Genomic DNA, 25,860 nt, shown 5'->3' with positions numbered 1-25,860 from the left:
TAAAAGAAAAATTGAAAAGGTTCTCTTGTGGTTTGTTTGATTTTTAAGGGGATGATTGACCTAAGCCACTAAATTGGTTAGTGGATTTTAAAGCGATATGGTATAAAAATCTCTAATTAACAATTTTTGCTACAAGGTGACATTCTCTGGAGGCCGGAAAAACTATGACAAAATCTCATCTCTGTATTGGAAATATGGCATATAGGAAATCTAACGTTGTACGCAAGCTATTTGGAGTGGTACTTTTGGGGAGTACCTGCGTGTTAGGGGGATGTTTATTTAAAGAAAAAAATACCCTTGATCCATCTGCATATGTATTAAAAATGGATGCACCAGATATTTTATATAACCAAGCATTGGCTAATCTTGATAGTGGGCGACTTGGAGAGGCGTCGAAAAAGTTTCTTACAATTGAAAAGCAGTATGCTTATACGGATTGGGGTCGTAAATCTCTCGTGATGGGCGCGTTTACAAATTACCGACTTGGCAAGTATGATGAAGCAATTAGCATGGCTCAGCGCTATATCACTCTTTATCCAGGATCAGATGATTCTGCTTATGCTTATTATATTATTGGTCTTTCTTCTTTCCGTCGGATTCCTGATGTTACACGTGATCAACGCGATACAAAACGTGCTATTGCTGCTATGCAGCTTCTCATAGAGCGTTATCCTAATTCTGAATATGTCAAGGATGCGAAAGATAAAATACGTTTTGGGCGGGAACAGTTGGCTGGTAAAGAGATGCAGGTTGGCCGTTATTATGAAGAGGGGCGGCGTTATCTTGCTGCTAGTAGAAGATTTCGTACCGTAGTTGAAGAATATTCCGATACAAATCAAGTCGAAGAGGCGCTTTTCCGATTGACGGAAGTTAATCTTGCTCTTGGGTTAACTGCGGAAGCGCAGACAGCAGCAGCTATTTTAGGACGTAATTATCCCAAGAGTGAATGGTATAAATTTTCTTATAATTTATTGCAGAAAAATAGTATGTCACCAAAGGAGCATAAATCTTCTTGGATCTCAAATGCTTTGAGTGGTAATAAGAATAAGGCACGTTGATTTTCTATGCTGGTACAGCTTTCGATTCATAATATTGTTTTGATCGAAACGCTTGATATTCATTTTACAGCGGGTTTATCGGTTTTGACTGGAGAAACGGGCGCTGGAAAATCTATTCTCCTTGATGCTTTGTCGTTAGCTCTTGGTGGACGTGGTGATGCTTCTCTTGTGCGTCACGGTGCAACTCAAGGGCAGGTGACAGCTGTCTTTGATGTGCCTGTTTTACATCCCGCGCGCCAACTTATCCGTGAAAATGGTTTTGATGATGAGGGCGATATTATTTTACGGCGTGTGCAGTCAAGTGATGGTCGTAGTCGTGTTTTTATCAATGATCAGGTGGCTAGTGTTGCCTTGATGCGTAATGTTGGGCGTCAGTTGGTTGAAATTCATGGGCAGCATGATGATCGCGCGCTTGTAGATGTTGCAACACATCGCCAGTTATTAGATGCCTTTGGGGGGCTTGAGGATGAAATGGAGAATTTGCGTCGTTGCTATCGAATATGGCGTGAATTTGAGGAGCGTTTGCAACAACAGCGGATTAAAGTAGAAGATGCTGTCCGTGAGGCTGATTATCTTCGTGCATGTGTGGAGGAGCTTGAAAAGCTTGATTTTCAAGTTGGTGAAGAAGAGGCTCTCTCTCTTCGTCGTGCGGATATGCTTAAATTAGAAAAAATAGCGACAGATATTAAGGAAGCTGATGATCTCTTAAGTGGCCCAAAATCGCCGATACCTGTCCTTTCTAATTTGGTGAGGCGTTTGGAGCGAAAAATCCCTGAGTCGCAAGAGCTGATTACACCTGTGGTTAAATCTATTGATGATGCGTTGCATGCACTTGCAACAGCACAAGAAGGTCTTGAAGCCGCAATACGGGCATTGGATTTTGAACCTGGTGAATTGGAGCGGATAGAAGAGCGCCTTTTTGCTCTTCGCGGTTTTGCTCGTAAATATCAAGTTTCTCCCGACGAATTGGCTCAGTTGCGCAATAAGATGGATGCTGAACTCGCTGCTTTTGGGGATGCTCAGGCTATATTGATGCGTTTAGAAAATGAGGCAGAGCAAGCACAAAAAGAGTATGATACATTGGCGCAAGCGTTGTCAATAAAGCGTCGAGAAGCAGCAAATCATTTGTCTGAAAGCGTTATGGCTGAGTTGCCAGCACTGAAATTGGAAAAAGCAGAATTTATCGTTGAAATGCAGAGTGATGCTGAAAAGCGGACTGCTGAGGGGATAGATCGTATTGAGTACTGGGTTCGGACAAATCCTGGAACACGGGCAGGACCAATGCTCAGTGTAGCTTCTGGCGGTGAACTGTCTCGTTTTTTATTGGCATTAAAGGTTGTTTTGTCTGATCGTGGTTCAGCTCCCACATTGATTTTTGATGAGATTGATACAGGCGTTGGTGGAGCTGTTGCCGCTGCCATTGGGCAAAGGTTGCAGCGTTTATCAGAAAGTATTCAGGTTTTTGCTATTACGCATGCGCCACAGGTAGCCTCTAAAGCACACAGTCATTTTCTTATTTCAAAGGTTGAAAGTGATGATAAAGGACGTTTTATGACGGGTGTGCATAAAATGGAGGAGCATGAGCGTGCGGAAGAAATTGCCCGCATGTTAGCAGGAGAACAGATTACAAAAGAGGCACGCGCAGCTGCTCAAAAACTTCTTGCATAGATATTACTAAGAGGTAGTATTTTAAGTGCTTATCAATGATATTACTGGTAAGTATTATTCATTTGGATTTTATTGATAATAAGGCGCTGAAATTCTTATGGTTATGGCCCATAATTTGGAATAGATTTTATGCACAAGGATGCAATTAAAAAACTTACTGTTCTTGAGGCAGAAAGTGAATTAGAGTGGTTGGCAAAAGAGATTGCACGTCATGATGTGCTTTATAATAATAATGATCAGCCTGAAATTTCTGATGCGGAATATGATGCTCTTCGCCGCCGTAATGCAGAAATTGAAGCTCTCTTTCCGGAGCTTATTCGTGCAGATTCTCCTTCATATAAAGTTGGTGCACCGATTTCTGAAAAGTTTGAAAAATCTGTTCATGCACAGGCGATGCTTTCTCTTGACAATGCATTTAGTGGTGAAGATGTCAGTGAGTTTGTTGAGCGCGTTCGTCGTTTTTTACGACTTCCAGAAAAACAGATATTAGAAATAACAGCTGAGCCGAAAATTGATGGTTTATCTTTATCATTGCGCTATGAGAAAGGGAGGCTTGCGCGCGCGGCTACCCGTGGTGATGGGTATGTAGGTGAAAATGTCACAGCGAATGCGCGGACAATTTCTGATATTCCAAAAGTTTTGCAAGGCAATTTTCCTGATGTTATTGAGGTTCGTGGTGAAGTTTATATGGGGCGGGAGGATTTCCAAGCGCTTAATATGAATCAACAGGGGGAGGGAAAATTAGCTTTTGCTAATCCTAGAAATGCTGCAGCTGGTTCGCTACGGCAGCTTGATTCACGGGTAACCGCAAGTAGAAAGCTTAAATTTTTTGCTTATTCTTGGGGTGAAGTGAGTGAAATGCCAGCAGAAAGCCAAATAGGGATGATAAAAAAGCTAAAAGAATATGGTTTTATTATCAATCCATTAACAAAAGTTTTTAAGACGTTAGAAGAGATTATTTCCTATTATCATCATATCGAAGAATGCCGCCATTCCTTAAGTTATGATATTGATGGGATTGTTTATAAGGTTAATGATTTGATGCTCCAGATGCGTTTGGGGTTTGTCTCTCGTTCACCACGTTGGGCAATCGCGCATAAATTTCCAGCAGAAAAAGCGATGGCACTTTTGGAAGGCATTGATATTCAAGTCGGACGAACTGGAGCATTAACTCCTGTTGCGCGTCTTGCGCCTATTACTGTTGGTGGTGTGGTGATCACCAATGCAAGTTTGCATAATGAGGATTATATTAAGGGAATTGGTCATAAAGGAGAGCCAATTCGTGAAGGGCGTGATATCCGTGTAGGCGATACAGTGATTGTACAACGTGCTGGTGATGTGATCCCTCAAATTGTTGATATTGTTGCTGCAAAGCGTCCAAAAGACGCTTCTGCTTTTGTTTTTCCTCACTTATGTCCAGCGTGTGGGAGTCATGCTGTTCGTGAAGTGGGGGAAGCAGTGCGTCGATGCACTGGTGGGCTTATTTGTCCTGCACAAGCAATTGAGCGTATTCGTCATTTTGTTTCACGCAATGCCTTTGATATTGAGGGACTTGGGAAAAAGCAAGTGGAGTTCTTTTTCCATGTTCAAGATGAGACGCTTTGTATTCATACACCAGCCGATATTTTCACTTTACAACGCCGCCAAGAAAAGTCTCTGGTGCGTTTAGAAAATATGGAAGGTTTTGGTACTGTTTCAGTTCGTAAACTTTATGATGCCATTAATGCACGCCGAGAAATTCCTTTAAGTCGTTTTTTGTTTGCATTGGGAATTCGCCATGTTGGAGAAGTTAATGCACGGCGTCTCGCACGCGCCTATCAAAATTATACAGCTTTTGAGACGGCGGCGATGACGGCTATTATGCCATGTGATGAGATTAATACAGAAGGAAATGAGGCTTGGATAGAGCTTACCAATATCGAAGGAATTGGACCACAGGTAGGGAGTGCGATTCTTGATTTTTATCAAGAAGCGCATAACCGCGAGGTTTTGTCTGTTTTGCTTAAGGAAGTTACACCTCTTGATGAAGAACTTGTTATGACAGATTTTTCACCAATAGCAGGAAAGATCATTGTTTTTACAGGAACTTTAGCACGGATGTCACGCGATGAAGCAAAAGCGTTAGCGGAACGGTTAGGTGCAAAGACCTCCGGTTCACTTTCTAAAAAAACGGATCTTCTTGTTGCAGGAGCTGGGGCGGGATCGAAATTGGCTAAAGCACAAGAGTTAGGTGTTGAGGTTATCGATGAAGAGACTTGGTTGCAGTTAATTGAGGGGCATTATGTTTAAAGTTTTTCTTTCAAGAACGATGAATACACCAGTATTTTCATTCATCTCATGTAAAGCATCGTTTGTGCTTGTGTGCTAGAACGAGGAATACTGATATTCCCTTTCTTCTCTTGAGATTGTTATGCTTTCTCTTATTTTGCGAAGAGTTTTTATTTGTGAAGATTCCAAATACGACTGTTTATATAAAGAGTTGTTCTTATCTTATATGCTTTGATGAAAAGTCCGTATCTTTCTTAAAAAAGAGAAGGAGAGGTTTTTTATAGAAAGAGTAAAAGTTGTACGCTATTTCACTTAAAGAGGCATGGTTGCTTCTTTTGCCCATTTTTTGTCTTCTTCGTTCAAGTAAGGTGCATTAATCTGATAAACATGTGCATGGTAATCATTAAGCCATTGTCGCTCTTGCAGTGTCAAAAGCTCTGGGAGGATTAAGCGTCGATCAATGGGGCAATTTGTAAGTGTTTCAAACGAGAGCATTTCTATATCTCCACCATCAATTTTTTGCGCTGGCTTTACAATCATCAAATTTTCAATACGAATACCAAAAGCATTTTCGCGGTAATATCCAGGTTCATTAGAAATAATCATTCCTGGAATGAGTTCTTGGCACCCATTGCGCGAAAGATTTTGTGGACCTTCATGAACAGAGAGATAAGATCCAACTCCATGGCCCGTGCCATGAGCATAATCAAAACCAGCTTTCCATAAGGCGATGCGTGCTAGACTATCAATGTCTTGTCCACGTGTGCCTTTTGGAAATCGTGCGGTTGAAAGAGCAATCATGCCTTTGAGAACAAGAGTAAAGCAGCGCTTTTCTTCCTCTCCAATATTTCCAATTGCTATTGTACGTGTGACATCTGTGGTGCCATCACGATATTGTCCACCTGAATCAACAAGATAAAGTTCACCAGCTTTCAATAATTTATTTGTTTTAGTCGTCACGCGATAATGAACAATGGCACCATTTGCACCTGCTGCTGAGATTGTATCAAAAGACAGATCTTCAAGTTTTTCTCCCATTTCTTTTGCTGTTGTTATACGAAATTCTTCTAATTTTTGAGCAGCAGAAATTTCACTTATTGTGCTTGGTGTTTGTTTATCTAACCAAGAAAAAAAGCGGGTAAGTGCTACACCATCGCGCAGGTGTGCTTTGCGCGCACCGTTTAGTTCTGTGCTATTTTTAATGGCACGTGGTAGAGCAGCGGGATCAGTAAGCGTAATAAAAGAGCCTTCTTGTTCTTCAATAGTGGTGCGTAATTTTTCGCACGTTAGTCGTGGATCTAAGGCAAACACTGTCCCTTTTTGAACATACTCTTTGATCTTTGGAATAAGCTGTTCTGGTTCATATAATTTTGCATAACGTTCCAGATATTGCTTCTGTTCTGCATCAAGTTTTTTGCTGTTAATGAATAAGGCTGGTGTTTCTTGGATGGGAATGAGAGCAAAACAAAGGGAAAAAGGTGTGTTGGAAACATCATTGCCACGTATATTGAATGTCCATGCAATGGAGGAGGGATCTGTAAAAATAAAAACCTCTGCATTGGCTTTTTGTATATATCTGCAAATCAATGCCAACTTTTCATCTGAACTGCATCCTGCATATTTGAGAGGATGAACTGATAGGGCAGATTGCGGCAATTGTGGTTGATCATGCCAGATAAGATCAATGGGATTGGAGTGAATTGCTACAAGTTTTCCACCTGCTTTTATTTCTAATGCGTTTCTCAAAGCATCGGTGGCAGCGATGGTGTGAAGCCATGGATCAAAGCCAATAGAAAGTTTTTGCCCATTTTTTTCAAGCCATTGTGAGGGAGGGCAAGTTATGAGATCTTCATAATCAAAAATATCAGGATCAGTTTGTTGGCGAACTTGGAGCTTATATCGCCCGTCTGTAAATATGATGGCTTTGTTTTTTAAAATCAGTGCAATCCCAGCTGATCCAGTAAAGCCGGTTAGCCAGCTAAGGCGTTGAGCATGAGGAGGGACATACTCTCCTTGATGTTCATCGCTACGCGGAACAAGAAAACCATCGAGTCCAAGGCGGTCTAGTTCTTTACGAAGAGAGGCAATGCGTTTTAGAGCATGGGCTGGATTTGTTATTGTTTCAAAAGATTGATACATAACAACGTCCTTTCCTTTTATTTTAGATGTATCGTAACCCATCCTTGACGGTGGTATGTTTCAATGTGTTTCAGCCCTTGTTTTACATAAGCCTTTAAAACATCTGCATGTTGTTCTTCAAGGATTCCAGAGAGTATTAGTGATCCGCCTTTTTGGAGTGCCTTTACCATTTCTTGTGCAAGCTCGATAAGAGGATTGGCAAGGATATTGGCAACAATGAGATCAAAGGGCGCCCGTGAAGCAATTTCATCATGGGAAAAACCTGTTGCTGTGACAGCTGTGATATATTTTTTTACGCCATTGAGTTGGATATTGTGTTGTGTAACTTGAATAGCGACTGGATCAATATCAGATGCAAGTATAGCAATAGGTTTGAGCATTGCAATGCCGATGGCGAGTACCCCACTGCCAGTACCGAGATCAAGTGCATTTTGGGGATTTTCGTGTTTCATCACTTTGGCAATCATTTCTAAACAACCAGCTGTTGTTCCATGATGTCCTGTCCCGAAGGCTTGATTTGCTTCAATTTCAATAGGCAAAACATTGGATGGAATGTCGCCTCTATTATGGCTTCCATGAAGAAAAAAAGGTCCAGCATACACAGGTTTTAGTCCTTCAAGGCTTTTTTGTACCCAATCAATATTGGGTAAAATTTCACTGTTAATTTTATTAGGATCTATAGAAAGGATGTGTGCAAAACGTTTTGAAGCATTCTCTTGGCTTTCTTGGTCTACATAAAGTGAAAGCTCATATATAGAATTTTTTTCATCTATCTCTGCAAGAGCAAGAGGATACCCCTCTTCATCAAAGGCTGTTTCCATAAGTGTGTACAATTGTTCTGCTTCATTTTTGAAGACAGTATAATACAAACGAACTTGCTGCGACATGCTGTTCTTTCTCTTAAATCAGCTTTTAAATTTAATTTGAGACGAGTTTTTTAAGCCGTTCAATGGCAATATCGTCTCTTAGTTCATCGTCGTCTTCTTTAATTTCATAAGGAATAACGCCAGCTAATTTTCCACCTTTTTTGAGTAAAAAAATTGCTGCTGTATGGTTATATGTATAGTTTTCATCTGTTCCAGGGACTTTTTCAGCAACGATGTTAAAAGAATCTACCATTTTATGAACTTTATCAGGATCTCCACTGATACCAATGATTTTATTGTTAAAATTACTGAGATATTCATGGAGTACTTCTGGTGTATCACGTTCGGGGTCAACAGTAACAAACCATATTCCTAACTTATCGGCATTGGGGCCAAGAGCTGTAAGCCATCGATCAAGATTGATCAGTGTGGTAGGGCAGCTTTCAGGACACATAGTGAAGCCGAAAAAAATTATTGAAGGCTTGCTTCGAATATCAGCTTCAGTAATAATTTTTCCATTGGAATCAGTGAGTGTAAAATTATCACCTAAAGGCTTATTTTTTAACGCATCATAAATAAAAATACCTGCAAGAAATATGACTGTCAGCCCCAAGATGCGTATTACATTTTTCATAGTTTGACTCTCTTAGATAGATCGAGAAATTGTAACATTGGCAGGTTAACTTTGCAATCTCTGTTTCATGATTGATTTTGTTTACCTAGTCGGTCTTTTTATTTACGGAAAAATAATTGGTGGAAGATGAATGGATAGAGAGAAAGATCTTCGATTTCATGAAAGTGAGCCTCGTATTCATACGACAGCACGACTGCATGGTTGTAAATTGGGACGCTATGTGGAAATCAATGAGCGGGTGGTTTTGCGTGATGTAATGGTTGGAGATTTTTCTTATTTTGAGCGTAACAGTGAGGCTATTTACAGCAATATTGGACGTTTTTGTTCTATTGCATCTCATGTTTGTGTGAATGCGTTAGAGCATCCCATGGAACGCCTTTCAACGCATAAAATAACCTATCGTCCTAATGAATATTTTCGTTATATGGCATTAGATAGTGGTTTTCGCGAAAGGCGCTGTGCAAAACGCGTTATCATTGGGAATGATGTGTGGATTGGACATGGTGCGGTTATTATGCCTGGGGTGACAGTTGGACATGGCGCTATTATTGGTGCGAACGCTGTTATAACGAAAGATGTTATGCCTTATGCGGTTGTCGCTGGTGTTCCTGCAAAGTGCTTGCGGATGCGTTTTCCCGATCATGTGATTGAGTGCTTTTTGGATATGGCTTGGTGGAATTGGCCGCTTGATAAAATTTATAACGCATTGCCTGATATGCAAAATCTTCCAATCGAGGTTTTTATTGACAAATGGAAAGAGCGTTCAAAATAAAATGAAAAAATAGTTTTTTGTTTGGGGGGGTGGTTCCATTATGTTTATGCTAAGCTTTGTTTACAAAACTATCGAGCACGCGCTTTTCTCCAGCTTTCTCAAACATAATAGTTAATTTATGTCCGTCTATTGCGGAAATATGACCATAACCAAATTTTATATGAAAAATCCGATCATTGATTGAAAAATCTGAAGGAATCTCAGAGACTGATTGGGCAATAACTTTTCCTTCAATGTTTTTTTGTGTACGTCTCCATCCTGATTTCGAATAATCATTATAAAAGGAATTTTGATGTTTAAAGTGCGATTTCCCATAACCACCATAGGATGTTGCCATTTCTACTAATTCTACATGTTCTTCTGGTAATTCATTAAGAAAACGCGAGGGAAGTGTAGATTGCCAAAGTCCATGAATTCTTCGATTGGATACAAACCATATATGCAGATGTTTTTTTGCTCTTGTTAGTCCTACATAAGCTAGTCTGCGTTCTTCTTCTAAACCTGAACGGCCTCCTTCATCTAATGAGCGCTGATGGGGAAAAAGTCCTTCTTCCCAACCAGGAAGAAAAACTGTTTCAAATTCAAGCCCTTTTGCTGAATGAAGAGTCATGATGTTGACTGCATCGGTATTTTCATTGTTTTCAGCATCCATAACCAGTGCAACATGTTCTAAAAAGCTGTGAAGGCTTTCAAATTGTTCCATAGAGCGGATCATTTCTTTGAGATTTTCTAATCGCGTTGGTGCTTCTGGTGAGCGATCTTCTAACCACATCGCTGTGTAGCCTGAATCATCAAGGATTGTTTCGGCAAGTTCTTTATGTGGTGTATGTTGCAGCATATTTTGCCAACGGCGAAAATCTTCGACAATGCTTCGTAAAGCACTGCGCGCTTTGGGTTTTAATTCATCCGTCTCAACTATTTCAGTAGCAGCAGAAAAGAGGGGGATAGCGCGTGCCCGTGCACTTTCATAGAGGGTACGTACGGTTGCATCTCCTAAGCCACGTTTGGGTGTGTTGATAATGCGTTCAAAGGCTAAATCATCTGCTGGTTGGACAACAACGCGTAAATAAGCCATGGCATCACGTATTTCCATTCGTTCATAAAAGCGTGGACCACCAATAACGCGGTAGTTAAGACCAAGTGTTACAAAGCGATCTTCAAATTCACGCATCTGGAATGATGCACGCACCAATATAGCTATATGATTTAATGAATGACCAGCTTTTTGTGCTTGCTCAATTTCTTCTCCGATGGCTCGGGCCTCCTCTTGCGAATCCCACGCTGCATGAATTTTTACCTTTTCTTCTTCGTTATTTGTTTGATCAGAAAAAAGTGTTTTTCCAAGTCTTCCTTGATTATGAGAAATCAGATGAGAGGCGGTTTTGAGAATATGCGATGTTGAGCGATAATTGCGCTCTAAACGAATAATTTTTGCAGGAGGAAAATCTTTTTCAAAACGTAATATGTTATCGACTTTAGCACCACGCCACCCGTAAATGGATTGATCATCATCGCCAACACAACAAAGGTTGACATGTTGTCCTTTTGTTTGTTTTGCTAAAAGACGAAGCCAAAGATATTGTGCTGTATTTGTATCTTGATATTCATCGACAAGAATATAGCGGAATTTGGAATGATATTCGCGAAGAATATCTGGATTGTGTTGGAAGAGAGAGATAGAATGAAGTAAAAGATCACCGAAATCACAGGCATTAAGACTTTTTAATCTCTCCTGATAGCTACGGTAAAGTTCTCGCCCCATACCGTTGCCGAAGGAATAGGCATCGCTTTCTGAAATGCGTTCTGGTGACAGTCCTTGATTTTTCCAGGAATCAATCATTATAGCAAAGCTTCGTGCCGGCCAACGCTTATCGTCCAAGCCTTCAGCTTGAATAAGCTGTTTTAAAAGACGAAGGACATCATCGCTATCAAGAATTGTAAAGTTGCTTTTTAAACCAACAAGTTCTGCGTGGCGGCGCAAAATCTTAGCACCGGTGGAATGAAAGGTTCCAAGCCAAGGCATGCCTTCAACAATTTCACCAATAAGTTCAGCAATACGCGTTTTCATTTCACGTGCCGCTTTGTTAGTAAAGGTTACAGCAAGTATTTGCTGAGGAGAGGCAAGACCGGAACGCAAAATGTGAGAAATGCGGGTCGTTAAAACGCGCGTTTTTCCAGTACCAGCACCCGCAAGAACTAAAAGAGGTCCTTCTGTATTCATGACGGCCTGTCTTTGTTCGGGGTTGAGTTTTTCTAAATAGTCAGCATCATATTGCGCACTATGAGCAACTAACTCAAAGTTATTTGAGTGCTTTGGAGGCGTGGATTCATCTTCGAAAAATGGTATGTCATCAGAAAAATTATTCATTGTACCTTTTGTGTAGTATTTTTTTCATCTGAACGCTAGATCTAAAAAAGCCACAATACTTTCGGTTGAATAAGAAGACAGAGATCGTAAAAAATAAAACAAATACTAAAGGCGCTGGGTGAGAACACTCTGGAGTGCATAAACGCGTAACGAAGCCGAAAGATTTACTTGTGGTGGCCTTTTACTGTCAATATCAGTGATAATAAAGGCTAAAGATCGTCCTTTTTTGCGTGCTAGAGCTTTGAGGATATCTATGAACGGCTGTTCTAAAGATACGCTTGTTGAGTGCCCATCAATTCGAACAGATATTTTTCGTGAGATTACGGTTGACCAATCGATAGAATCATCTCGTTGCATTCTCTTTTACTCTTCTTCATCGTTTAAGAAACGATTTTGATCAAGAAATTTTTGAGCTTTTAGGGATTCTTTTTGTTCAAAAAGTTTTTCAGCTTTTGTTCGTCCAAAACGATAGCGATTCTCTTCTGCATGAACAGCTTGTTTTGTACGCTTCTTTTGTTTTCGAAATTGACGAAGGTTAATCAGTTCAGTCATGAAGAAAATTATTTTTTTCGAAAAGAATCTAAGGAAACAACATCAGCGCTTTGTTTGGCATCATTGTTTGAAGGCTCTTTATTTGTTTTGAGATTTTGGTCTTTATTTAATATGGTTTCTTTTTGTTGTTTGTCCGATAAAATGACAGGTGTGGACATGGTTTTTTCTGAGTTTTTATCTTCTTTAGAGCTAAGATTTGAAGGCAAGTCAAATGCTGCTTCAAATGCTGCTATGGGATCATAAAATACTTGGATAGACGTGAAAGGGATCACTAATTTTTCGCTAATTTCCCTAAAAGAGAGCGTTACTTCAAAAGCAGTTTCTGACACACTTAAATCTCTAAACTGATGTTGTAATACAATTGTCATTTGCTCTGGATAGCGGTTTTTAAGTCGAGTGGAAATTTTTACTCCTGGTGCATTTGTCAAAAAAGTAATAAAAAAATGGTGATTACCTGGAAGTCCTGCTTTAGCAACTTCCGATAAAACTTTACGGATAACTCCACGGAGCGCATCCTGAACGAGAATATCGTAACGGATTTGATCTTGAACCATCGAAGTTTATTCCTTTTATTTCACACAGTGGCTGAGTATAAATGATATCATGCAATGAAATGTTTCTTTAAGGTAGCAATATTTTTTTTACAATGCACCTCATTAATTGAGAAAAACACGAAATTTTATGACAAATAGTGTCTGAAAGATCAATCAATAATACCTATAAAAGTGAAGGCTTCTGTTGCCAGGTGCCTCCGAACCCCGCTTAAACCTGCGACGGTTTAAGGCTTAATTTGAAACATTCGCACTGCATCAAGCAGCGAGACGTGCTTCCGCATAGTTGTCATTTGCAACTACTCATTTAGTCCGATAACGGTGGTACTATGCCGAGTAAAAGAGCAATCTTTACGCCCTTGTCGATCCTATTTCGCCCCCACCAAAGTATAATTTTCGCTTATTATATTTTGGTGGAGGCGCCGGGTACCGCCCCCGGGTCCAATGAGTTTATTTCATTGTCCATTTATTACCATAGCTGGCAAGCCAGCCATCTAAATATAGATGAAGAACGGTCTTTAGAAAAGGGGGGGGTTGTTAATATTTTAAATCCTCTAGTTATTTATGAAGCTATATAACGTGGTTGTAAAATACAGCCGCTAATTTTTGGAGAGGAGATGGAGCAAAATGACCAATGATCTAGCAGATATTAAGTTATATGACAAAAATCCCGATGAGGCTGCAATAGAAAGGCTTCGTCATCGCTTAGCTTTGGTGATGAAAAAACAGGATGCATCACTTGTTGCTACATCGGATCCAAAAGAGTTAGAACGCGTTGAAAAATGGGTTCAAGATGTATTAGGGGCGGATGGGCAGAGTGCTAAAATGGTTGTGTCAAAAGTTGCAGAAATGATGTCTGGAGATCGTAGAAAAAGTCGTATGACTTTTTATTATTTGGTAGCCAAACAATTAAACGCACTTGATAAAATTTAAACAATTTTAAAATTCAATTTTGCTCAATAAAAAAAGCCCAAAAAAATTTGGGCTTTTTTGTTTAGCATAGAAGGTTTAATCGGTTTCGTCTTCTTGAAGATATCCTCCTTTGCTCATATCCGGTATAAAGAGGGTGGCAATGAATGCAATGATCATTACGCCGATTACGTAAAAATAAAACAGTGATTCATGTCCTATATTTTTTAATCCAAGTGCTACGTATTCGGCAGAACCGCCAAATAATGCATTGCCAATAGCATGAGAGAGACCAACTCCCAGTGCTCGTACTGAAGAGGGAAACATTGCTGATTTTACGACACCAGAGATGGATGTATACATGCTCATAATACAGAGTATTCCAATAATGGCTGATAGCGCAATCCATGGATTATGTGCGTGACCGATTATGAGAAGTCCAGGAATCGTAAAGAGAGTAGAGAGTGCACTCCAAAGGATAAGTAAATTTCTTGTCCCAATTTTATCAGCTAGGATACCAAATATGGGTTGGAGTAATATGAAAATAAAGAGTGCCGCGGTCATTACAGTTGTAGCGGTATGTTTATCAAAACCAGTAGTTGTGATCAGATATTTCTGCATATAAGTCGTACAAGTGTAAAATGTGAGAGATCCTCCAGAGGCGAAGAGAACAATTACAAAAAATGCTTTTGTGTGTTTGCTTAGAAGTTCTTTAAGACTCCCAGTGTGTTTTTGAGAGCGGCTTTCTTTGGTGGTTGTTTCATGAAGTGAACGACGTAGATAAAGTACAACGAATGCTCCCAATCCACCAATGGCAAATGGAATACGCCAGCCCCATGTTCTTAATTGGTCTTCCGTTAGATAAAGTGCCAGAATAAATATAATAAAACTGGCTAAAAGTTGACCAGTAATAAGTGTACCAGATTGGAAAGAAGCGAAGAGACCGCGGTGTTTTTTAAGGGAAATTTCGCTTATATAAGTTGCAGCTGTACCATATTCACCACCTGCTGAAAGTCCCTGCATCATACGGATTAGGAGAAGAAGAATTGCTGCAGTTCTCCCTAAAGTTTCATAAGTGGGAAGTATGGCAATGAGAAAAGAGCCCCCACACATCATAAGAATAGATATGAGCATTGAGTTTTTGCGTCCATAACGGTCAGCAATAAAGCCGAAGAGCCAACTTCCAATTGGGCGCATAAGAAAACCAATAAAGAAGATCCCTGCAGTTTTAAAAAATTGGGTAACAACATCGCCATCTGAAGGGAAAAATTGTGGTGCAAAGTAAATAGATGCAAATGAGTAAACGTAAAAATCATACCACTCTACTAGATTCCCTGATGCGCTAGATATGATAGCGAAGATACGTTTTCTTGTATCATGTTGTATTAAAGTTTTTTCATTTTTCATGAAGTGCTCCCCTTTTAGATCTGTAGTTTATATTTTTTTATTTAAAGTTTTTTACGATTTGTATCGCCAAAACTCAGTTAGTATAATAATAATTTCTTATGAAAGCTATATGAGAGGGCTTATTTTGGTTATAGGATTATGCCTTTTGAGCGTTTTCTTTTTGTAGGCGGATAAAGATCATCACATCGAATCTAAAAGGGGAGCGTGTTGAAAAGTAGGTTTAAGCTGGATGAAATGTTGGTAAAAAAGTGCTTAAATGGCTGTTTTAAAAGTTGCTGATAGGATGTTTGGAGAGTGCAGAAAAGTTGTATAATTTTTTATTATTTAGATACTAACCATTTGATAAATATCTAAACAATACAGAGTCTTATACATGTATTCTTCACCTTATAGAGGAGTACAGCATTTTTTCCTGTAGGGTGAGCTATAAGAAGTGAATGGATTTTATATTATTTGCTTCTTTTATTGAATATTTATACATCCATTATAAAAAAAGCCCAATTGCTTGGGCTTTTTTATTTTGTATAGAAAATTTAATAGATATCATTGTCTTTAAGATATCCTCCTTTGTCTATATCTGGCATCAAGAGAATTGAGATGAGTGCAATGATCATCATACCAACTATATAAAAAGAGAAGACAGTTTCATATCCTATACTTTTTAGTCCAAATGCTACATATTCAGCAGAACCACCAAACAGTGCATTCCCTATGGCAAAAGCAAATCCAACTCCGATTGCCCGGATTGAAGCAGGGAACAGTTCTGCTTTTATGATACCTGCGATAGATGTATAAAAACTCATAACACAGAGCATTCCAATGATGATTAATAGCGCGACCCATGGATTTTTGGCATTCCCAATCATTTTAAGCACAGGAATGGTGCAGATAATGGATAATGTACTCCACATGATGAGTGAAGCCCTTGCTCCAATTTTATCGGCTAGAGAACCAAAAAGGGGTTGGAGTAATACAAAAATAAAGAGAGCAGCAGTCATTATCGTTGTTGCAGTGTGTTTATCAAACCCAGTGGTTGTGATCAGATATTTTTGCATGTAAGTGGTGTATGTGTAAAATGTGAGCGAACCTCCTGCCGTAAAACCAATAACCAGAAAGAAAGCTTTTTTGTGGTTGCGTAAAAGCTCTTTTATACTACCAGAATGTTGTTTAGAACGGCTTTCTTTGGTGGTTGTTTCATGGAGCGAACGACGCAGATAAATTGCAATTATTGCTCCAAAGCCACCAATTACAAAAGGAATACGCCAGCCCCATGCTTTTAACTGATCTTCAGTAAGGTAAAGTGCTAAAATAAATATAGTGAGACTGGCGAGAAGTTGACCTGTGATCGTTGTAGCATACTGGAAGGAAGCAAAAAGACCGCGACTCTTTTTAAGAGCGACTTCGCTCATATAAGTTGCTGTTGTGCCATATTCACCGCCAACTGAAAGTCCTTGAAACATACGGATTAAGAGTAAAAAGAATGCTGCTGTTATTCCCAAGGTTTCATAGGTAGGAAGTATGGCAATGAGGAATGAGCCACCACACATCATAAAGACAGAAATAAGCATTGAGCGTTTACGTCCATAACGGTCAGCAATAAAGCCGAAGAGCCATGCTCCAATTGGGCGCATAAGAAAGCCAATAAAAAAGATTCCTGCTGTTTTTAACAGTTGTGTGACAGCATCTTCATCTGCAGGAAAGAATTGCGAAGCAAAATAAATCGACGTAAATGAGTAAGCGTAAAAATCATACCATTCTACTAGATTCCCCGATGCACTGGATATGATAGCGAAGATACGTTTTCTTGTATCATGTGGTGCTAAAGTTGTTTCATTTCTCATGAATTGTTCCCCTTTGTTGTATATTTTTTCTATTTAAAGTTGTTTACAGTTTAAGCAATAAAAATTCAATTGTATTGCGATCTTTCTTTTAAAGGGGGAAGCGGCTTATTTTCATGATGTTTGCAGTTTTTATTTTTGTCATAGAGCAAAAACGTTGCTCATATTTATAGGAAGGTATGTTTTGATTTTTATTGCATCTTTAACGGTTGTATTGATCATTCAGATCAGAAAGGGGTGTTGAGAGAGGATTGATTGGTGATAATAGATGCGCTTTAATTTCTATTATTAGACAAATAAGGAAACGATGTTTTTTCTTATTTTTGATAAAGAAAAGAGGACATTAATTAAAGCAGATTCGATATTTTAAAGCTAAGTATACTGGATTTATTGGTATCATGAAAAATATAGGGTCATGGCATGAGGTGCTTTATTCATCATGGTTTATATCAAAGAAGAGGGTATCGCTCCTTTATGACACGAGAGATGTTTATGATATGAAAGGCGTGTCTATAATAGGTTGTAAATATTGATTTTACAATATTATCATAATCAAGAAGCCCGAAAAATCGGGATTCTTGATTTAGTTTAGAAAATTTAATGGATACTATCACCTTGAAGATAGCCCTCTTTCCGGGCATCGGGCATTAAGAGAACAGAAATGAATGCAATAATCATCATGCCGGTTATATAAAAATAGAAGACAGATTCATATCCAAGATCTTTTAATCCAAGCGCAACATATTCAGCAGAACCGCCAAACAGTGCGTTGGCAATAGCATAAGAGAGCCCAACTCCTATTGCTCGTACTGAAGCGGGAAACATTTCTGATTTTACAATGCCAGAGATGGATGTATAAAAGCTCATAATGCAGAGCATTCCAATAATAACTGATAAAGCAATCCATGTACTATCAGTACTACCAATCACATTAAGTCCAGGAATGGTAAAAATAATAGATAAAACACTCCAAATAAGGAGTGAAGTTCTTGTTCCAATTTTATCAGCCATAAAACCAAATGCAGGTTGAAGTAGCATGAAAACAAAGAGTGCAGCAGTCATCACAGTTGTGGCTGTATGTTTATCAAAGCCGGTGGTTGTGATCAGATATTTCTGCATGTAAGTCGTATAGGTGTAGAATGTGAGCGATCCTCCAGCGGTAAAGCCGATAACTAGAAAAAAAGCTTTTCGGTGGTTGCTTAGAAGTCCCCTAATACTACCAGCTTGTGCACTAGAACGACTTTCTTTGGTCGTTGTCTCATGGAGTGTGCGGCGTAGATAAATCGCAACAATTGCTCCTAGTCCACCAATGGCAAATGGAATACGCCAGCCCCACGATTTTAGCTGATCTTCAGTGAGATAAAGCGCTAAAATGAATATAACAAGACTGGCTAGAAGTTGACCACCAATCAGTGTGGTGTATTGGAAAGAGCTAAAAAATCCTCGGCGATTTTTGAGGGCAATTTCGCTCATATAAGTTGCTGTTGTACCATATTCACCACCGACAGAAAGCCCCTGAAGCATTCTGAGTAAAAGTAAAAGAATTCCTGCTGCTACTCCAATGGTTTCATAGGTAGGAAGTAGGGCGATTAAGAATGAACCACCACACATCATAAAAACAGAGATAAGCATTGAGCGTTTGCGTCCGTAACGATCGGCAATGAAGCCAAAAAGCCATCCGCCGATTGGGCGCATAAGAAAACCAATAGCAAAGACACCAGCCGCTTTTAAAAGTTGCGTAACGACATTGCCATCTGAGGGAAAGAATTGTGATGCAAAGTAAATGGACGTAAAGGAATAAACATAAAAGTCATACCATTCTACTAGATTACCTGATGCACTGGACACGATAGCCCAGATACGTTTTCTTGTATCATGTGGTGCTAAAGTTGTTTCATTCTCCATAAATTTATCCCTTTTGTGATCATACCTAAATTGTTTCTTTTAAAATTTATTTACGATTCGATTCATCAAAATGCAATCGTATAATGATAAATTCCTATAAAAGATGTTTGGGAGGGATATTGATTTGAATTGTATTTTTATAAATTTTGAAGTTTCTGTTTCCTGTAACGTTAAGAATCAACCATAATATTTATATGAAAATCTATCTTGATCTTTTATCGCATGTTTTAAATAACGGCATTGATCGTACAGATCGAACCGGTGTGGGGACACGATCAATTTTTGGGTATCAAATGCGGTTTGATTTGCAGGCTGGCTTTCCTCTGTTAACAACGAAGAAATTGCATTTGCGCTCGATCATTTATGAGCTTTTATGGTTTTTGAGAGGTGATACAAATATTGCATGGTTGAAGGAACATGGTGTATCAATTTGGGATGAGTGGGCTGATGAGAAAGGGGACCTTGGTCCTATTTATGGTTATCAGTGGCGCTCTTGGCCTGCTCCCGATGGACGGCAGATTGATCAAATCAGTCATCTTTTGACGATGATTAAAGAAACGCCTGATTCTCGTCGCTTAATTGTATCTGCGTGGAACCCTGCACTGATAGAGGAGATGGCTTTGCCTCCTTGTCATTGTTTTTTTCAATTTTATGTTGCTGATGGGAAGCTATCCTGTCAGCTTTATCAGCGTTCAGCAGATATTTTCTTAGGTATTCCATTCAATATTGCTTCCTATGCGTTGTTGACGATGATGATTGCCCAAGTAAGCGGACTTAAAACAGGAGATTTTATTCATACCCTCGGCGATGCTCATCTTTATTCAAACCATTTTGAACAGGCGAGATACCAGTTGTCTCGTATACCGAATGCTTTGCCGTCGATGCTTATAAATTCAGCGGTAACAGATCTTTTTTCTTTTAAATTTGAGGATTTTGAATTGCTTAATTATGAAGCGCATCCACATATCAAGGCACCGGTGGCAATATGACTTTTCCAGTTTGTTTAATTGCAGCTGTTGCAGAAAATGGTGTTATAGGTCGTGAAGGTGCGATGCCTTGGCATTTATCCACGGATTTGCAACGCTTTAAGGCTTTGACTTTTGGTAGCCCCGTTATTATGGGGCGAAAAACATGGGATTCTCTTGGGCGTCCTTTACCAGGGCGTACAAATATTGTTATTACCCGTAATTGTGCATTAACGGCTGAAGGCGCTGTTATTGCTCATTCTTTGTCGCAAGCTTGTTCTATTGCAAAAAGTGTGGCTTCTCAAAATGGTGCAGATGCAGTTTTTATTATTGGTGGTGGTGAAATTTTTCAACAAGGATTGTGTATTGCTGACAAAATATTCCTTACAGAAGTTTTAGATTCCATTGAAGGTGATAGTTTTTTTCCTGTTTTCGATAAAGAGAAGTGGACTATTGTGCAAACACAATATATTCCTGAAGGAGAAAAAGATAGTCATCCGACACGTTTTGTGGTTTATGAACGAAAATAATCATTAAGTTAAAAGAACCTGTCAGTTGTATTGTAATGAGGTAAGAGGCACCCTATAAGATCAAGCGAATGGTTGCTGTTTGAGTAGTGGTAGTCAGTTAAAGAGGTGAGGATGCCCTGGACAAATCAAAATGGTGGTGGCCCTTGGAGCGGCGATAAAAGTAAACTCGGTGGTGACAAAAAAACACCGGCTAAGAATCTCTTTGGTTCTGGTGGCAATAGTGGTGGGGATAATAGTCCCAATCTTGATGACATTTTGCGCAAAGGGCAGGATCAGTTTAAACAATTTGGGAGAAGTAGTCTTTCTGTTTTATTACTTTTGCTTGCTGCATTTTTTTGGCTATACCAGTCACTTTATATTGTTCAGCAAAATGAACAAGCGGTGGAGTTGCGTTTTGGTGTCCCTAAAGAAGGCATCATCGGTGATGGTTTGCATTTTCACTTTTGGCCAATTGAGACCTATATGAAAGTACCTTTAACAGAAAAAACAATCGCAATTGGTGGGAAGCCTGGTCAGGTACAACAAAGTGATGGTTTAATGCTTTCGAGTGATCAAAATATCGTTAATGTTAATTTTTCCGTTTACTATCGGATTTCATACCCTAGTCAGTTTTTATTCAACGTTAATGATCAAGAAGGAACAGTTCGCCAAGTTGCTGAGAGTGCAATGCGTGAAGTCATTGGTTCGCGGCCGGTTGATGATGTTTTACGTGACAAGAAAGAAGAAGTTGCTAATGACGTTAGAAAGATTATCCAGTTGACTGTAGATAAATATCAACTTGGTGTTGAAATAAGTCGTGTGTCTATCAGTGAAGCTGCTCCTCCGACAAAGGTTGCTGCTGCGTTTAATTCTGTTCAACAAGCGGAGCAGGAACGTGGAAGAATGATTGAAGAGGGGAATCGTGTGCGTTTTACGAAGATTGGTTTAGCAAATGGTGAAGCTTCACGCACACGGGAAATCGCAAAAGGTGAAAAGGCACAAATGGTTGAAGAGGCAACAGGGCGTGCTGAACGGTTTCAGGCGATAGCTCGTGAGGCTGCAATTTCACCAGAGGCTGCTCGCTACCGTCTCTATATGGAAACAATGGGGCGTATTCTTTCTTCACCAAATAAGTTGGTTCTTGATCAGGCAAATTCTCCGGCGGTGCCTTATTTACCTCTGAACGAATTGTTGCATAGCCATGCATCAGAAAAAGTGCAGGCAAAATCAGTGCGTCCTGCATCGCTCTTGGATTCTCGTATTTCTGGAGGAGATTAATTATGCAGCAGTCTCGTTTTTTGTTTATTTTGAGTGCTATAGTACTGGTTTTGATGATTTTGTGGATGTCCGTTTTTATCGTCTATCCTCGTCAACAAGTAGCAATTAAGCGTTTTGGACAAATTGTTCAGGTAGAATCTAATCCAGGGATCTATTTGAAGGCGCCCTTTATAGATAAGATGATCATTGTTGATAATCGGTTGTTGCGTTATGATGTTCCTACACAATCTGTACAGGTTCGTGGTGGTGCGTATTATGAAGTGGATGCGTTCTTTATTTACCGTATTACAGATCCTAAGTTGTTTTTACAGCGCATTGCTTCTGGGCGTCCGCAAATTGCTGCTCGTGAAAATCTTGCACCGCGTTTTATTGATGCTTTGCGAGCTGTTTATGGTAAGCGAGAATTTAAAGCGGCTTTATCGGATGAACGGGGAGCGATGATGGCTGAAGTACAGAAGCAGTTTTCTGTAGATGCTGGTTCGTTGGGTATTACCATTGTTGATGTGCGTATTCGAAAAACTGATTTGACCGATGCTGTTTCAGAAGATGTCTATCGGCAAATGGCAGCTGAACGTGAAGCTGCTGCGGAAAATATTCGTGCTCGTGGTCAGCAGGAACGAGATCGTATTGTGGCGGAGGCTAATCGTGAATATGAAGAAATCGTAGCAGCTGCAAAGCGTGATGCTGAAATTACTCGTGGTGAAGGTCAGGCTGAAAGTATTCGCCTTTTATTGAATGCGCGGGAGGCTAATCCCTCCTTTTACGATTTTTGGTTAGCGATGGAACAGTACAAGAATTTAGAGCGTACTCCGATGGTGATTTCACCGAATGAGGATTTCTTTTTCTATTTTCGTAATCCACCGCAGGCAAATAAAGTATTTTTACCAACAATGAATACTGGCATTAGTAAAACTGATCCAAAATCAGGGGAAAGTAGATGAAAAGATGGATTGCAGATACGAGCTTTTGCATAAAAAGTGTGGTCTGTGACTGTTTTCTTTTGTGATGAAATGGTAGAAAGCATCGAGCCATACTGGTTTACATAGATAAATTTAGTGAGGCTCTTTGCAGCATTTGGTTAGAGGCATGTCATGGATACAAATGTCATGGGTAAAAATACGTTTGTGAAGTGCTTTTTCACAAGAGTTTTTATCTATGTGGTTTTGTTTTTATTCGGGGCAATTCGTTTGTCTTGGGCGGGGGAAGAGAAAAATGCACCACTTTCCATTCCTGATTTAGCTGCTGAGCTTTTGGAGACGGTTGTGAATATTTCCACAGCACAGACAGTTGATGGAACCGAACAGGACGAACTTACTTCGGTACCCGTTATCCCAAAGGATTCATTACTGCAAGAGTATTTTAGTGATTTTTTTACACCCAAAGATGGTCAAAAAGGGAGCCAGTTTCAAAAGGTTCGTTCTTTGGGTTCTGGTTTTGTGATTGATGCGCGAAGAGGGCTTATTGTTACGAATTACCATGTTATCGTTGATGCTGACGATATTGAAGTTAATTTTACCGATGGTACAAAGCTAAAAGCAAAATTGCTTGGAAAAGACAGCAAGACTGATTTGGCGCTGATTCAAGTGGAAGCGGGAGGAAAAAAATTAAAAGCTGTACGTTTTGGGGATTCAGAAAAGGTGCGCATTGGTGATTGGGTTATGGCTATCGGTAACCCTTATGGTTTTGGTGGCAGTGTAACGGTTGGTATTGTGTCTGCGCGCAATCGTGATCTTAATGCTGGTCCTTATGATAATTTTATTCAGACCGATGCGGCAATTAATCGAGGTAATTCTGGCGGTCCGTTATTTGATAGAAAGGGTGAGGTGATTGGGATTAATACAGCAATTATTTCCCCCTCTGGAGGATCAATTGGTATTGGTTTTGCTATACCATCTGATATGGCTCTTTCTGTTATCAAACAGTTGCGTGATTTTGGAGAAATAAGGCGTGGTTGGTTAGCTATTCGTATTCAGCCGGTAACTGAGGATATTGCAAAAAGTTTAAAACTAGAAAATCCTGAGGGAGCGTTGATTGCAGGGAAAATAGAAAGTACAGAGGTGGATAATAGTCAGTTGCAAGCTGGAGATGTTATTCTTTTCTTTGGCAATGCAAAAATTAAGCATGCACGTGATTTGCCGCGTTTAGTGGCGGAAAGTCCGGAAGGAAAAGTGGTAGATGTTACCGTTTTACGGGATGGACAAGAAAAAACAGTAAAGGTTAAGCTTGGACGTTTAATTGAGACAGATGCAAATGAAAATACAGCAGAAGAATCCGATGATGAAAAAGGCGGTGCTGTATCGAAAAGCGTGACAATGCAATTTATGGGAATGACATTATCTGAGCTTACAGCGGATTTGCGTCAACGTTATTCAATTACTGATAAACTTCAAGGATTGGTAGTGACATCTGTTGCACAAAATAGCGCAGCCGATAAAAAGCGTATTCGCTCTGGTGAAGTGATTGTTGATATCAATCAAAGTGCTGTTACAACAATTGATGAGGCTAAAAAACGTGTTCATAAATTACGTGAAGCCGGACGTAAAAATGCTTTATTCATTGTTGCTCGTCCAGATGGAGAGTTGCGGTTTGTAACGCTTCCAATGGATTAAATATTGGGAGGATTGTTTTTTTAATACGGGTTTAATCATTTGTATTTTTGTTATAGCTCTTTAATTGTGCGATATGTGATAGTTTGTTCTCTTCAGTTTTTAAAAGAGTAATTATACAAAAAGATTAACATCAAAGCCAGTATTTAAGGGCATTCCTGCATCTTGCTTTCTGGTAAATATGAAAAACAAATAGTTGCAAGAAAGAGGAACGTGAAGAAAGTAATTTACTGTGGACTTAATAAGTCAGAATGCCATCCATTTTTTATAAAAAGATAAAGCTATTTGATTAGAGATGTTAAGCTAAGTAATTATTTGAACATATAATTGCAAAGCACATGTGTGTTTATGATGGTCTCTCTGAAAGGAGTTTTTTGACTGTATTTTGTTATTAAATGATGATAGCCAAGAATAAATGCTTTTAAAGCCTTTTAACATTGTTATTATGTCCATTTTTTATTTTCCCAAGGAATTGAAACTATCATAAGCACTTTCTCTGTATTAAGCCGTAGAGATCTTGCTTGCATTTTTTTGAAGAGTTCATTCTATGGCAATGTAGATAAAATACAGGTTCTTTGGGGTTTGTCATGTATGTTGTAATACGTCGGTGTTTGATAAACATAGGGGGGATCCATTCATGACGCAGAGAGCGATTACATTGATAGCGGGGCCTACAGCAAGTGGTAAGTCAGCGCTTGCTTTACAAATGGCTCAAGAAAAAAATGCTCTCATCGTTAATACTGATTCAATGCAGGTTTATGATGTTTTAAATATTTTAACAGCACGGCCTACGGAGGCTGATATTGCGATTGTTCCACACTATCTCTATGGCTATGTGAGTCCTACTCTTCATTATTCAGTGGGACAGTGGTTATGTGATGTTGGAGAGCTTTTAACTACATTCATGTCAAAATCACTTATTTTTGTTGGCGGAACAGGGCTTTATTTTCGTGCTCTTTTAGAAGGGCTTTCGGAAATACCTCATATTCCAGATGCTGTACGGCAGAAATGGCGACTTCGGCTTGATGAAGAGGGAGCTGAAAGCCTTTTCCGCCAATTGTTGCAAGTTGATGCTGCTCTTGCTGAAAAAATTTCTTCGCAAGATGGTCAGCGTATTGTTCGTGCTTTAGAAGTTTATGAGGCAACTGGTAAGAAGCTCAGTTGGTGGCAGAAGAAAAAAACGCTTCCTCTGATTTCATCAGATTGTGCAGAAAAAATTCTTCTTCTTCCACCACGTCAACAGCTTTATGAACGTATTCATAAGCGGTTGGATACTATGATTGAAAGAGGAGCTTTAAAAGAGGTTTTTGCTATGAAAAAGCTTATGCTTTCTCCTCTGTTGCCAGCGATGAAAGCTATTGGTCTGCGTGAATTGATGGCTCACTTAGACGGATATAAAAGTTTTGAAGATGCTCTTGAAACAGCAAAAACACAAACGAGGAGGTATGCAAAAAGGCAAATGACGTGGTTTCGTCATCAATTTGATGAGGAATGGACGCTCATTTCTTCAGATGAAGAGCTGTAGAAAATTTACAAGAAGAGAGCGTTGGGAATGGAAAATTTTTAA

The 25,860-nt window shown here is 39.4% G+C and carries 21 protein-coding genes and 1 other RNA gene; 11 read left to right on the top strand and 11 right to left on the bottom strand.

Annotation, left to right across the window (positions count from 1 at the left end):
- The first annotated feature begins 164 nt into the window (after window positions 1-164).
- The 3 genes from ACKC4Y_RS05265 to ligA all read left to right on the top strand — a co-directional run bounded on the left by ACKC4Y_RS05265 (window position 165) and on the right by ligA (window position 5,015).
- A complete protein-coding gene (locus tag ACKC4Y_RS05265; RefSeq protein WP_409360769.1) occupies window positions 165-1,058 on the top strand; it encodes an outer membrane protein assembly factor BamD in 894 nt (297 codons plus the stop codon).
- 6 nt (window positions 1,059-1,064) lie between these two features.
- Entirely contained in the window at window positions 1,065-2,726 is a 1,662-nt protein-coding gene (gene recN, locus ACKC4Y_RS05260; RefSeq protein ID WP_409360768.1) for a DNA repair protein RecN, read from the top strand.
- A gap of 129 nt (window positions 2,727-2,855) precedes the next feature.
- The gene (gene ligA, locus ACKC4Y_RS05255) at window positions 2,856-5,015 is read left to right on the top strand and encodes an NAD-dependent DNA ligase LigA (RefSeq protein WP_409360767.1); all 2,160 of its coding nucleotides are present in this window, start codon (window positions 2,856-2,858) and stop codon (window positions 5,013-5,015) included.
- 291 nt (window positions 5,016-5,306) lie between these two features.
- Here ligA and ACKC4Y_RS05250 read toward each other — a convergent pair whose 3' ends face one another.
- The 3 genes from ACKC4Y_RS05250 to ACKC4Y_RS05240 are packed head-to-tail and all read right to left on the bottom strand — an operon-like array spanning window position 5,307 to window position 8,633.
- Window positions 5,307-7,133, bottom strand: coding sequence for an aminopeptidase P family protein (locus tag ACKC4Y_RS05250; protein WP_409360766.1), 1,827 nt, complete (start codon window positions 7,131-7,133; stop codon window positions 5,307-5,309).
- Between the two features lie 17 nt (window positions 7,134-7,150).
- The gene (locus ACKC4Y_RS05245; protein WP_409360765.1) at window positions 7,151-8,020 is read right to left on the bottom strand and encodes a 50S ribosomal protein L11 methyltransferase; all 870 of its coding nucleotides are present in this window, start codon (window positions 8,018-8,020) and stop codon (window positions 7,151-7,153) included.
- Window positions 8,021-8,051: 31 nt separating this feature from the next.
- On the bottom strand, window positions 8,052-8,633 hold the full coding sequence (locus tag ACKC4Y_RS05240; RefSeq protein ID WP_409360764.1) for an SCO family protein: 582 nt from the start codon (window positions 8,631-8,633) through the stop codon (window positions 8,052-8,054).
- Window positions 8,634-8,763: 130 nt separating this feature from the next.
- Here ACKC4Y_RS05240 and ACKC4Y_RS05235 point away from each other — a divergent pair, with 130 nt between their 5' ends.
- Complete coding sequence (locus ACKC4Y_RS05235; RefSeq protein WP_409360763.1) at window positions 8,764-9,405, top strand: DapH/DapD/GlmU-related protein; 642 nt, start codon at window positions 8,764-8,766, stop codon at window positions 9,403-9,405.
- Between the two features lie 49 nt (window positions 9,406-9,454).
- Here ACKC4Y_RS05235 and ACKC4Y_RS05230 read toward each other — a convergent pair whose 3' ends face one another.
- The 5 genes from ACKC4Y_RS05230 to ssrA all read right to left on the bottom strand — a co-directional run bounded on the left by ACKC4Y_RS05230 (window position 9,455) and on the right by ssrA (window position 13,406).
- The gene (locus ACKC4Y_RS05230; protein WP_409360762.1) at window positions 9,455-11,773 is read right to left on the bottom strand and encodes an ATP-dependent helicase; all 2,319 of its coding nucleotides are present in this window, start codon (window positions 11,771-11,773) and stop codon (window positions 9,455-9,457) included.
- 105 nt (window positions 11,774-11,878) lie between these two features.
- Window positions 11,879-12,130, bottom strand: coding sequence for a ribbon-helix-helix domain-containing protein (locus ACKC4Y_RS05225; RefSeq protein ID WP_409360761.1), 252 nt, complete (start codon window positions 12,128-12,130; stop codon window positions 11,879-11,881).
- A gap of 6 nt (window positions 12,131-12,136) precedes the next feature.
- Window positions 12,137-12,325 carry a DUF4169 family protein gene (locus ACKC4Y_RS05220; protein WP_409360760.1) on the bottom strand — a complete coding sequence of 63 codons (189 nt, stop codon included), beginning with the start codon at window positions 12,323-12,325 and terminating at the stop codon, window positions 12,137-12,139.
- A gap of 8 nt (window positions 12,326-12,333) precedes the next feature.
- Window positions 12,334-12,879: an SspB family protein gene (locus tag ACKC4Y_RS05215; protein WP_409360759.1), complete on the bottom strand. Its 546-nt coding sequence runs from the start codon at window positions 12,877-12,879 to the stop codon at window positions 12,334-12,336.
- A 170-nt stretch (window positions 12,880-13,049) separates the two neighbouring features.
- Window positions 13,050-13,406: a transfer-messenger RNA gene (ssrA, locus tag ACKC4Y_RS05210) on the bottom strand.
- A gap of 97 nt (window positions 13,407-13,503) precedes the next feature.
- Between ssrA and ACKC4Y_RS05205 the strand changes: the two genes are divergently transcribed.
- On the top strand, window positions 13,504-13,809 hold the full coding sequence (locus ACKC4Y_RS05205; protein ID WP_409360758.1) for a DUF2853 family protein: 306 nt from the start codon (window positions 13,504-13,506) through the stop codon (window positions 13,807-13,809).
- 75 nt (window positions 13,810-13,884) lie between these two features.
- Here ACKC4Y_RS05205 and ACKC4Y_RS05200 read toward each other — a convergent pair whose 3' ends face one another.
- The 3 genes from ACKC4Y_RS05200 to ACKC4Y_RS05190 form a co-directional block, all read right to left on the bottom strand.
- Window positions 13,885-15,192, bottom strand: coding sequence for an MFS family transporter (locus ACKC4Y_RS05200; protein WP_409360757.1), 1,308 nt, complete (start codon window positions 15,190-15,192; stop codon window positions 13,885-13,887).
- 533 nt (window positions 15,193-15,725) lie between these two features.
- On the bottom strand, window positions 15,726-17,033 hold the full coding sequence (locus ACKC4Y_RS05195) for an MFS family transporter (protein ID WP_409360756.1): 1,308 nt from the start codon (window positions 17,031-17,033) through the stop codon (window positions 15,726-15,728).
- Window positions 17,034-17,627: 594 nt separating this feature from the next.
- Entirely contained in the window at window positions 17,628-18,935 is a 1,308-nt protein-coding gene (locus ACKC4Y_RS05190) for an MFS family transporter (protein ID WP_409360755.1), read from the bottom strand.
- A 194-nt stretch (window positions 18,936-19,129) separates the two neighbouring features.
- Here ACKC4Y_RS05190 and ACKC4Y_RS05185 point away from each other — a divergent pair, with 194 nt between their 5' ends.
- The 6 genes from ACKC4Y_RS05185 to miaA all read left to right on the top strand — a co-directional run bounded on the left by ACKC4Y_RS05185 (window position 19,130) and on the right by miaA (window position 25,818).
- Window positions 19,130-19,924, top strand: coding sequence for a thymidylate synthase (locus ACKC4Y_RS05185; RefSeq protein WP_409360754.1), 795 nt, complete (start codon window positions 19,130-19,132; stop codon window positions 19,922-19,924).
- Window positions 19,921-20,430 carry a dihydrofolate reductase gene (locus ACKC4Y_RS05180; protein ID WP_409360753.1) on the top strand — a complete coding sequence of 170 codons (510 nt, stop codon included), beginning with the start codon at window positions 19,921-19,923 and terminating at the stop codon, window positions 20,428-20,430. The genes ACKC4Y_RS05185 and ACKC4Y_RS05180 overlap by 4 nt, the downstream gene beginning before the upstream one ends.
- A 111-nt stretch (window positions 20,431-20,541) precedes the next feature.
- Window positions 20,542-21,687, top strand: coding sequence for an FtsH protease activity modulator HflK (hflK, locus tag ACKC4Y_RS05175; RefSeq protein ID WP_409360752.1), 1,146 nt, complete (start codon window positions 20,542-20,544; stop codon window positions 21,685-21,687).
- A 2-nt stretch (window positions 21,688-21,689) separates the two neighbouring features.
- Window positions 21,690-22,628 (top strand): protease modulator HflC, encoded by a 939-nt coding sequence (gene hflC, locus ACKC4Y_RS05170; RefSeq protein ID WP_409360751.1) that lies wholly within the window; start codon window positions 21,690-21,692, stop codon window positions 22,626-22,628.
- Between the two features lie 150 nt (window positions 22,629-22,778).
- A complete protein-coding gene (locus ACKC4Y_RS05165) occupies window positions 22,779-24,296 on the top strand; it encodes a Do family serine endopeptidase (RefSeq protein ID WP_409360750.1) in 1,518 nt (505 codons plus the stop codon).
- A gap of 634 nt (window positions 24,297-24,930) precedes the next feature.
- Window positions 24,931-25,818, top strand: a complete 888-nt coding sequence (miaA, locus tag ACKC4Y_RS05160) for a tRNA (adenosine(37)-N6)-dimethylallyltransferase MiaA (protein ID WP_409360749.1) — start codon at window positions 24,931-24,933, stop codon at window positions 25,816-25,818.
- Window positions 25,819-25,860 lie beyond the last annotated feature (42 nt).

This window comes from Bartonella heixiaziensis (assembly GCF_046245125.2).
Lineage (GTDB): Bacteria > Pseudomonadota > Alphaproteobacteria > Rhizobiales > Rhizobiaceae > Bartonella > Bartonella heixiaziensis.
This window is presented reverse-complemented; position numbering and strand designations above follow the sequence as displayed.

What these genes read in the sequence shown, in the direction of transcription:
- hflK (WP_409360752.1), top strand. Translation starts at nt 20,542, where the DNA reads ATGCCCTGGACAAATCAAAATGGTGGTGGCCCTTGGAGCGGCGATAAA.
- ACKC4Y_RS05245 (WP_409360765.1), bottom strand. Translation starts at nt 8,020, where the DNA reads ATGTCGCAGCAAGTTCGTTTGTATTATACTGTCTTCAAAAATGAAGCA.
- hflC (WP_409360751.1), top strand. Translation starts at nt 21,690, where the DNA reads ATGCAGCAGTCTCGTTTTTTGTTTATTTTGAGTGCTATAGTACTGGTT.
- ligA (WP_409360767.1), top strand. Translation starts at nt 2,856, where the DNA reads ATGCACAAGGATGCAATTAAAAAACTTACTGTTCTTGAGGCAGAAAGT.
- ACKC4Y_RS05230 (WP_409360762.1), bottom strand. Translation starts at nt 11,773, where the DNA reads ATGAATAATTTTTCTGATGACATACCATTTTTCGAAGATGAATCCACG.
- ACKC4Y_RS05190 (WP_409360755.1), bottom strand. Translation starts at nt 18,935, where the DNA reads ATGGAGAATGAAACAACTTTAGCACCACATGATACAAGAAAACGTATC.
- ACKC4Y_RS05250 (WP_409360766.1), bottom strand. Translation starts at nt 7,133, where the DNA reads ATGTATCAATCTTTTGAAACAATAACAAATCCAGCCCATGCTCTAAAA.
- ACKC4Y_RS05205 (WP_409360758.1), top strand. Translation starts at nt 13,504, where the DNA reads ATGACCAATGATCTAGCAGATATTAAGTTATATGACAAAAATCCCGAT.
- ACKC4Y_RS05195 (WP_409360756.1), bottom strand. Translation starts at nt 17,033, where the DNA reads ATGAGAAATGAAACAACTTTAGCACCACATGATACAAGAAAACGTATC.
- ACKC4Y_RS05165 (WP_409360750.1), top strand. Translation starts at nt 22,779, where the DNA reads ATGGATACAAATGTCATGGGTAAAAATACGTTTGTGAAGTGCTTTTTC.
- miaA (WP_409360749.1), top strand. Translation starts at nt 24,931, where the DNA reads ATGACGCAGAGAGCGATTACATTGATAGCGGGGCCTACAGCAAGTGGT.
- ACKC4Y_RS05225 (WP_409360761.1), bottom strand. Translation starts at nt 12,130, where the DNA reads ATGCAACGAGATGATTCTATCGATTGGTCAACCGTAATCTCACGAAAA.
- ACKC4Y_RS05235 (WP_409360763.1), top strand. Translation starts at nt 8,764, where the DNA reads ATGGATAGAGAGAAAGATCTTCGATTTCATGAAAGTGAGCCTCGTATT.
- ACKC4Y_RS05240 (WP_409360764.1), bottom strand. Translation starts at nt 8,633, where the DNA reads ATGAAAAATGTAATACGCATCTTGGGGCTGACAGTCATATTTCTTGCA.
- ACKC4Y_RS05185 (WP_409360754.1), top strand. Translation starts at nt 19,130, where the DNA reads ATGAAAATCTATCTTGATCTTTTATCGCATGTTTTAAATAACGGCATT.
- ACKC4Y_RS05180 (WP_409360753.1), top strand. Translation starts at nt 19,921, where the DNA reads ATGACTTTTCCAGTTTGTTTAATTGCAGCTGTTGCAGAAAATGGTGTT.
- ACKC4Y_RS05215 (WP_409360759.1), bottom strand. Translation starts at nt 12,879, where the DNA reads ATGGTTCAAGATCAAATCCGTTACGATATTCTCGTTCAGGATGCGCTC.
- ACKC4Y_RS05200 (WP_409360757.1), bottom strand. Translation starts at nt 15,192, where the DNA reads ATGAAAAATGAAAAAACTTTAATACAACATGATACAAGAAAACGTATC.
- recN (WP_409360768.1), top strand. Translation starts at nt 1,065, where the DNA reads ATGCTGGTACAGCTTTCGATTCATAATATTGTTTTGATCGAAACGCTT.
- ACKC4Y_RS05220 (WP_409360760.1), bottom strand. Translation starts at nt 12,325, where the DNA reads ATGACTGAACTGATTAACCTTCGTCAATTTCGAAAACAAAAGAAGCGT.
- ACKC4Y_RS05265 (WP_409360769.1), top strand. Translation starts at nt 165, where the DNA reads ATGACAAAATCTCATCTCTGTATTGGAAATATGGCATATAGGAAATCT.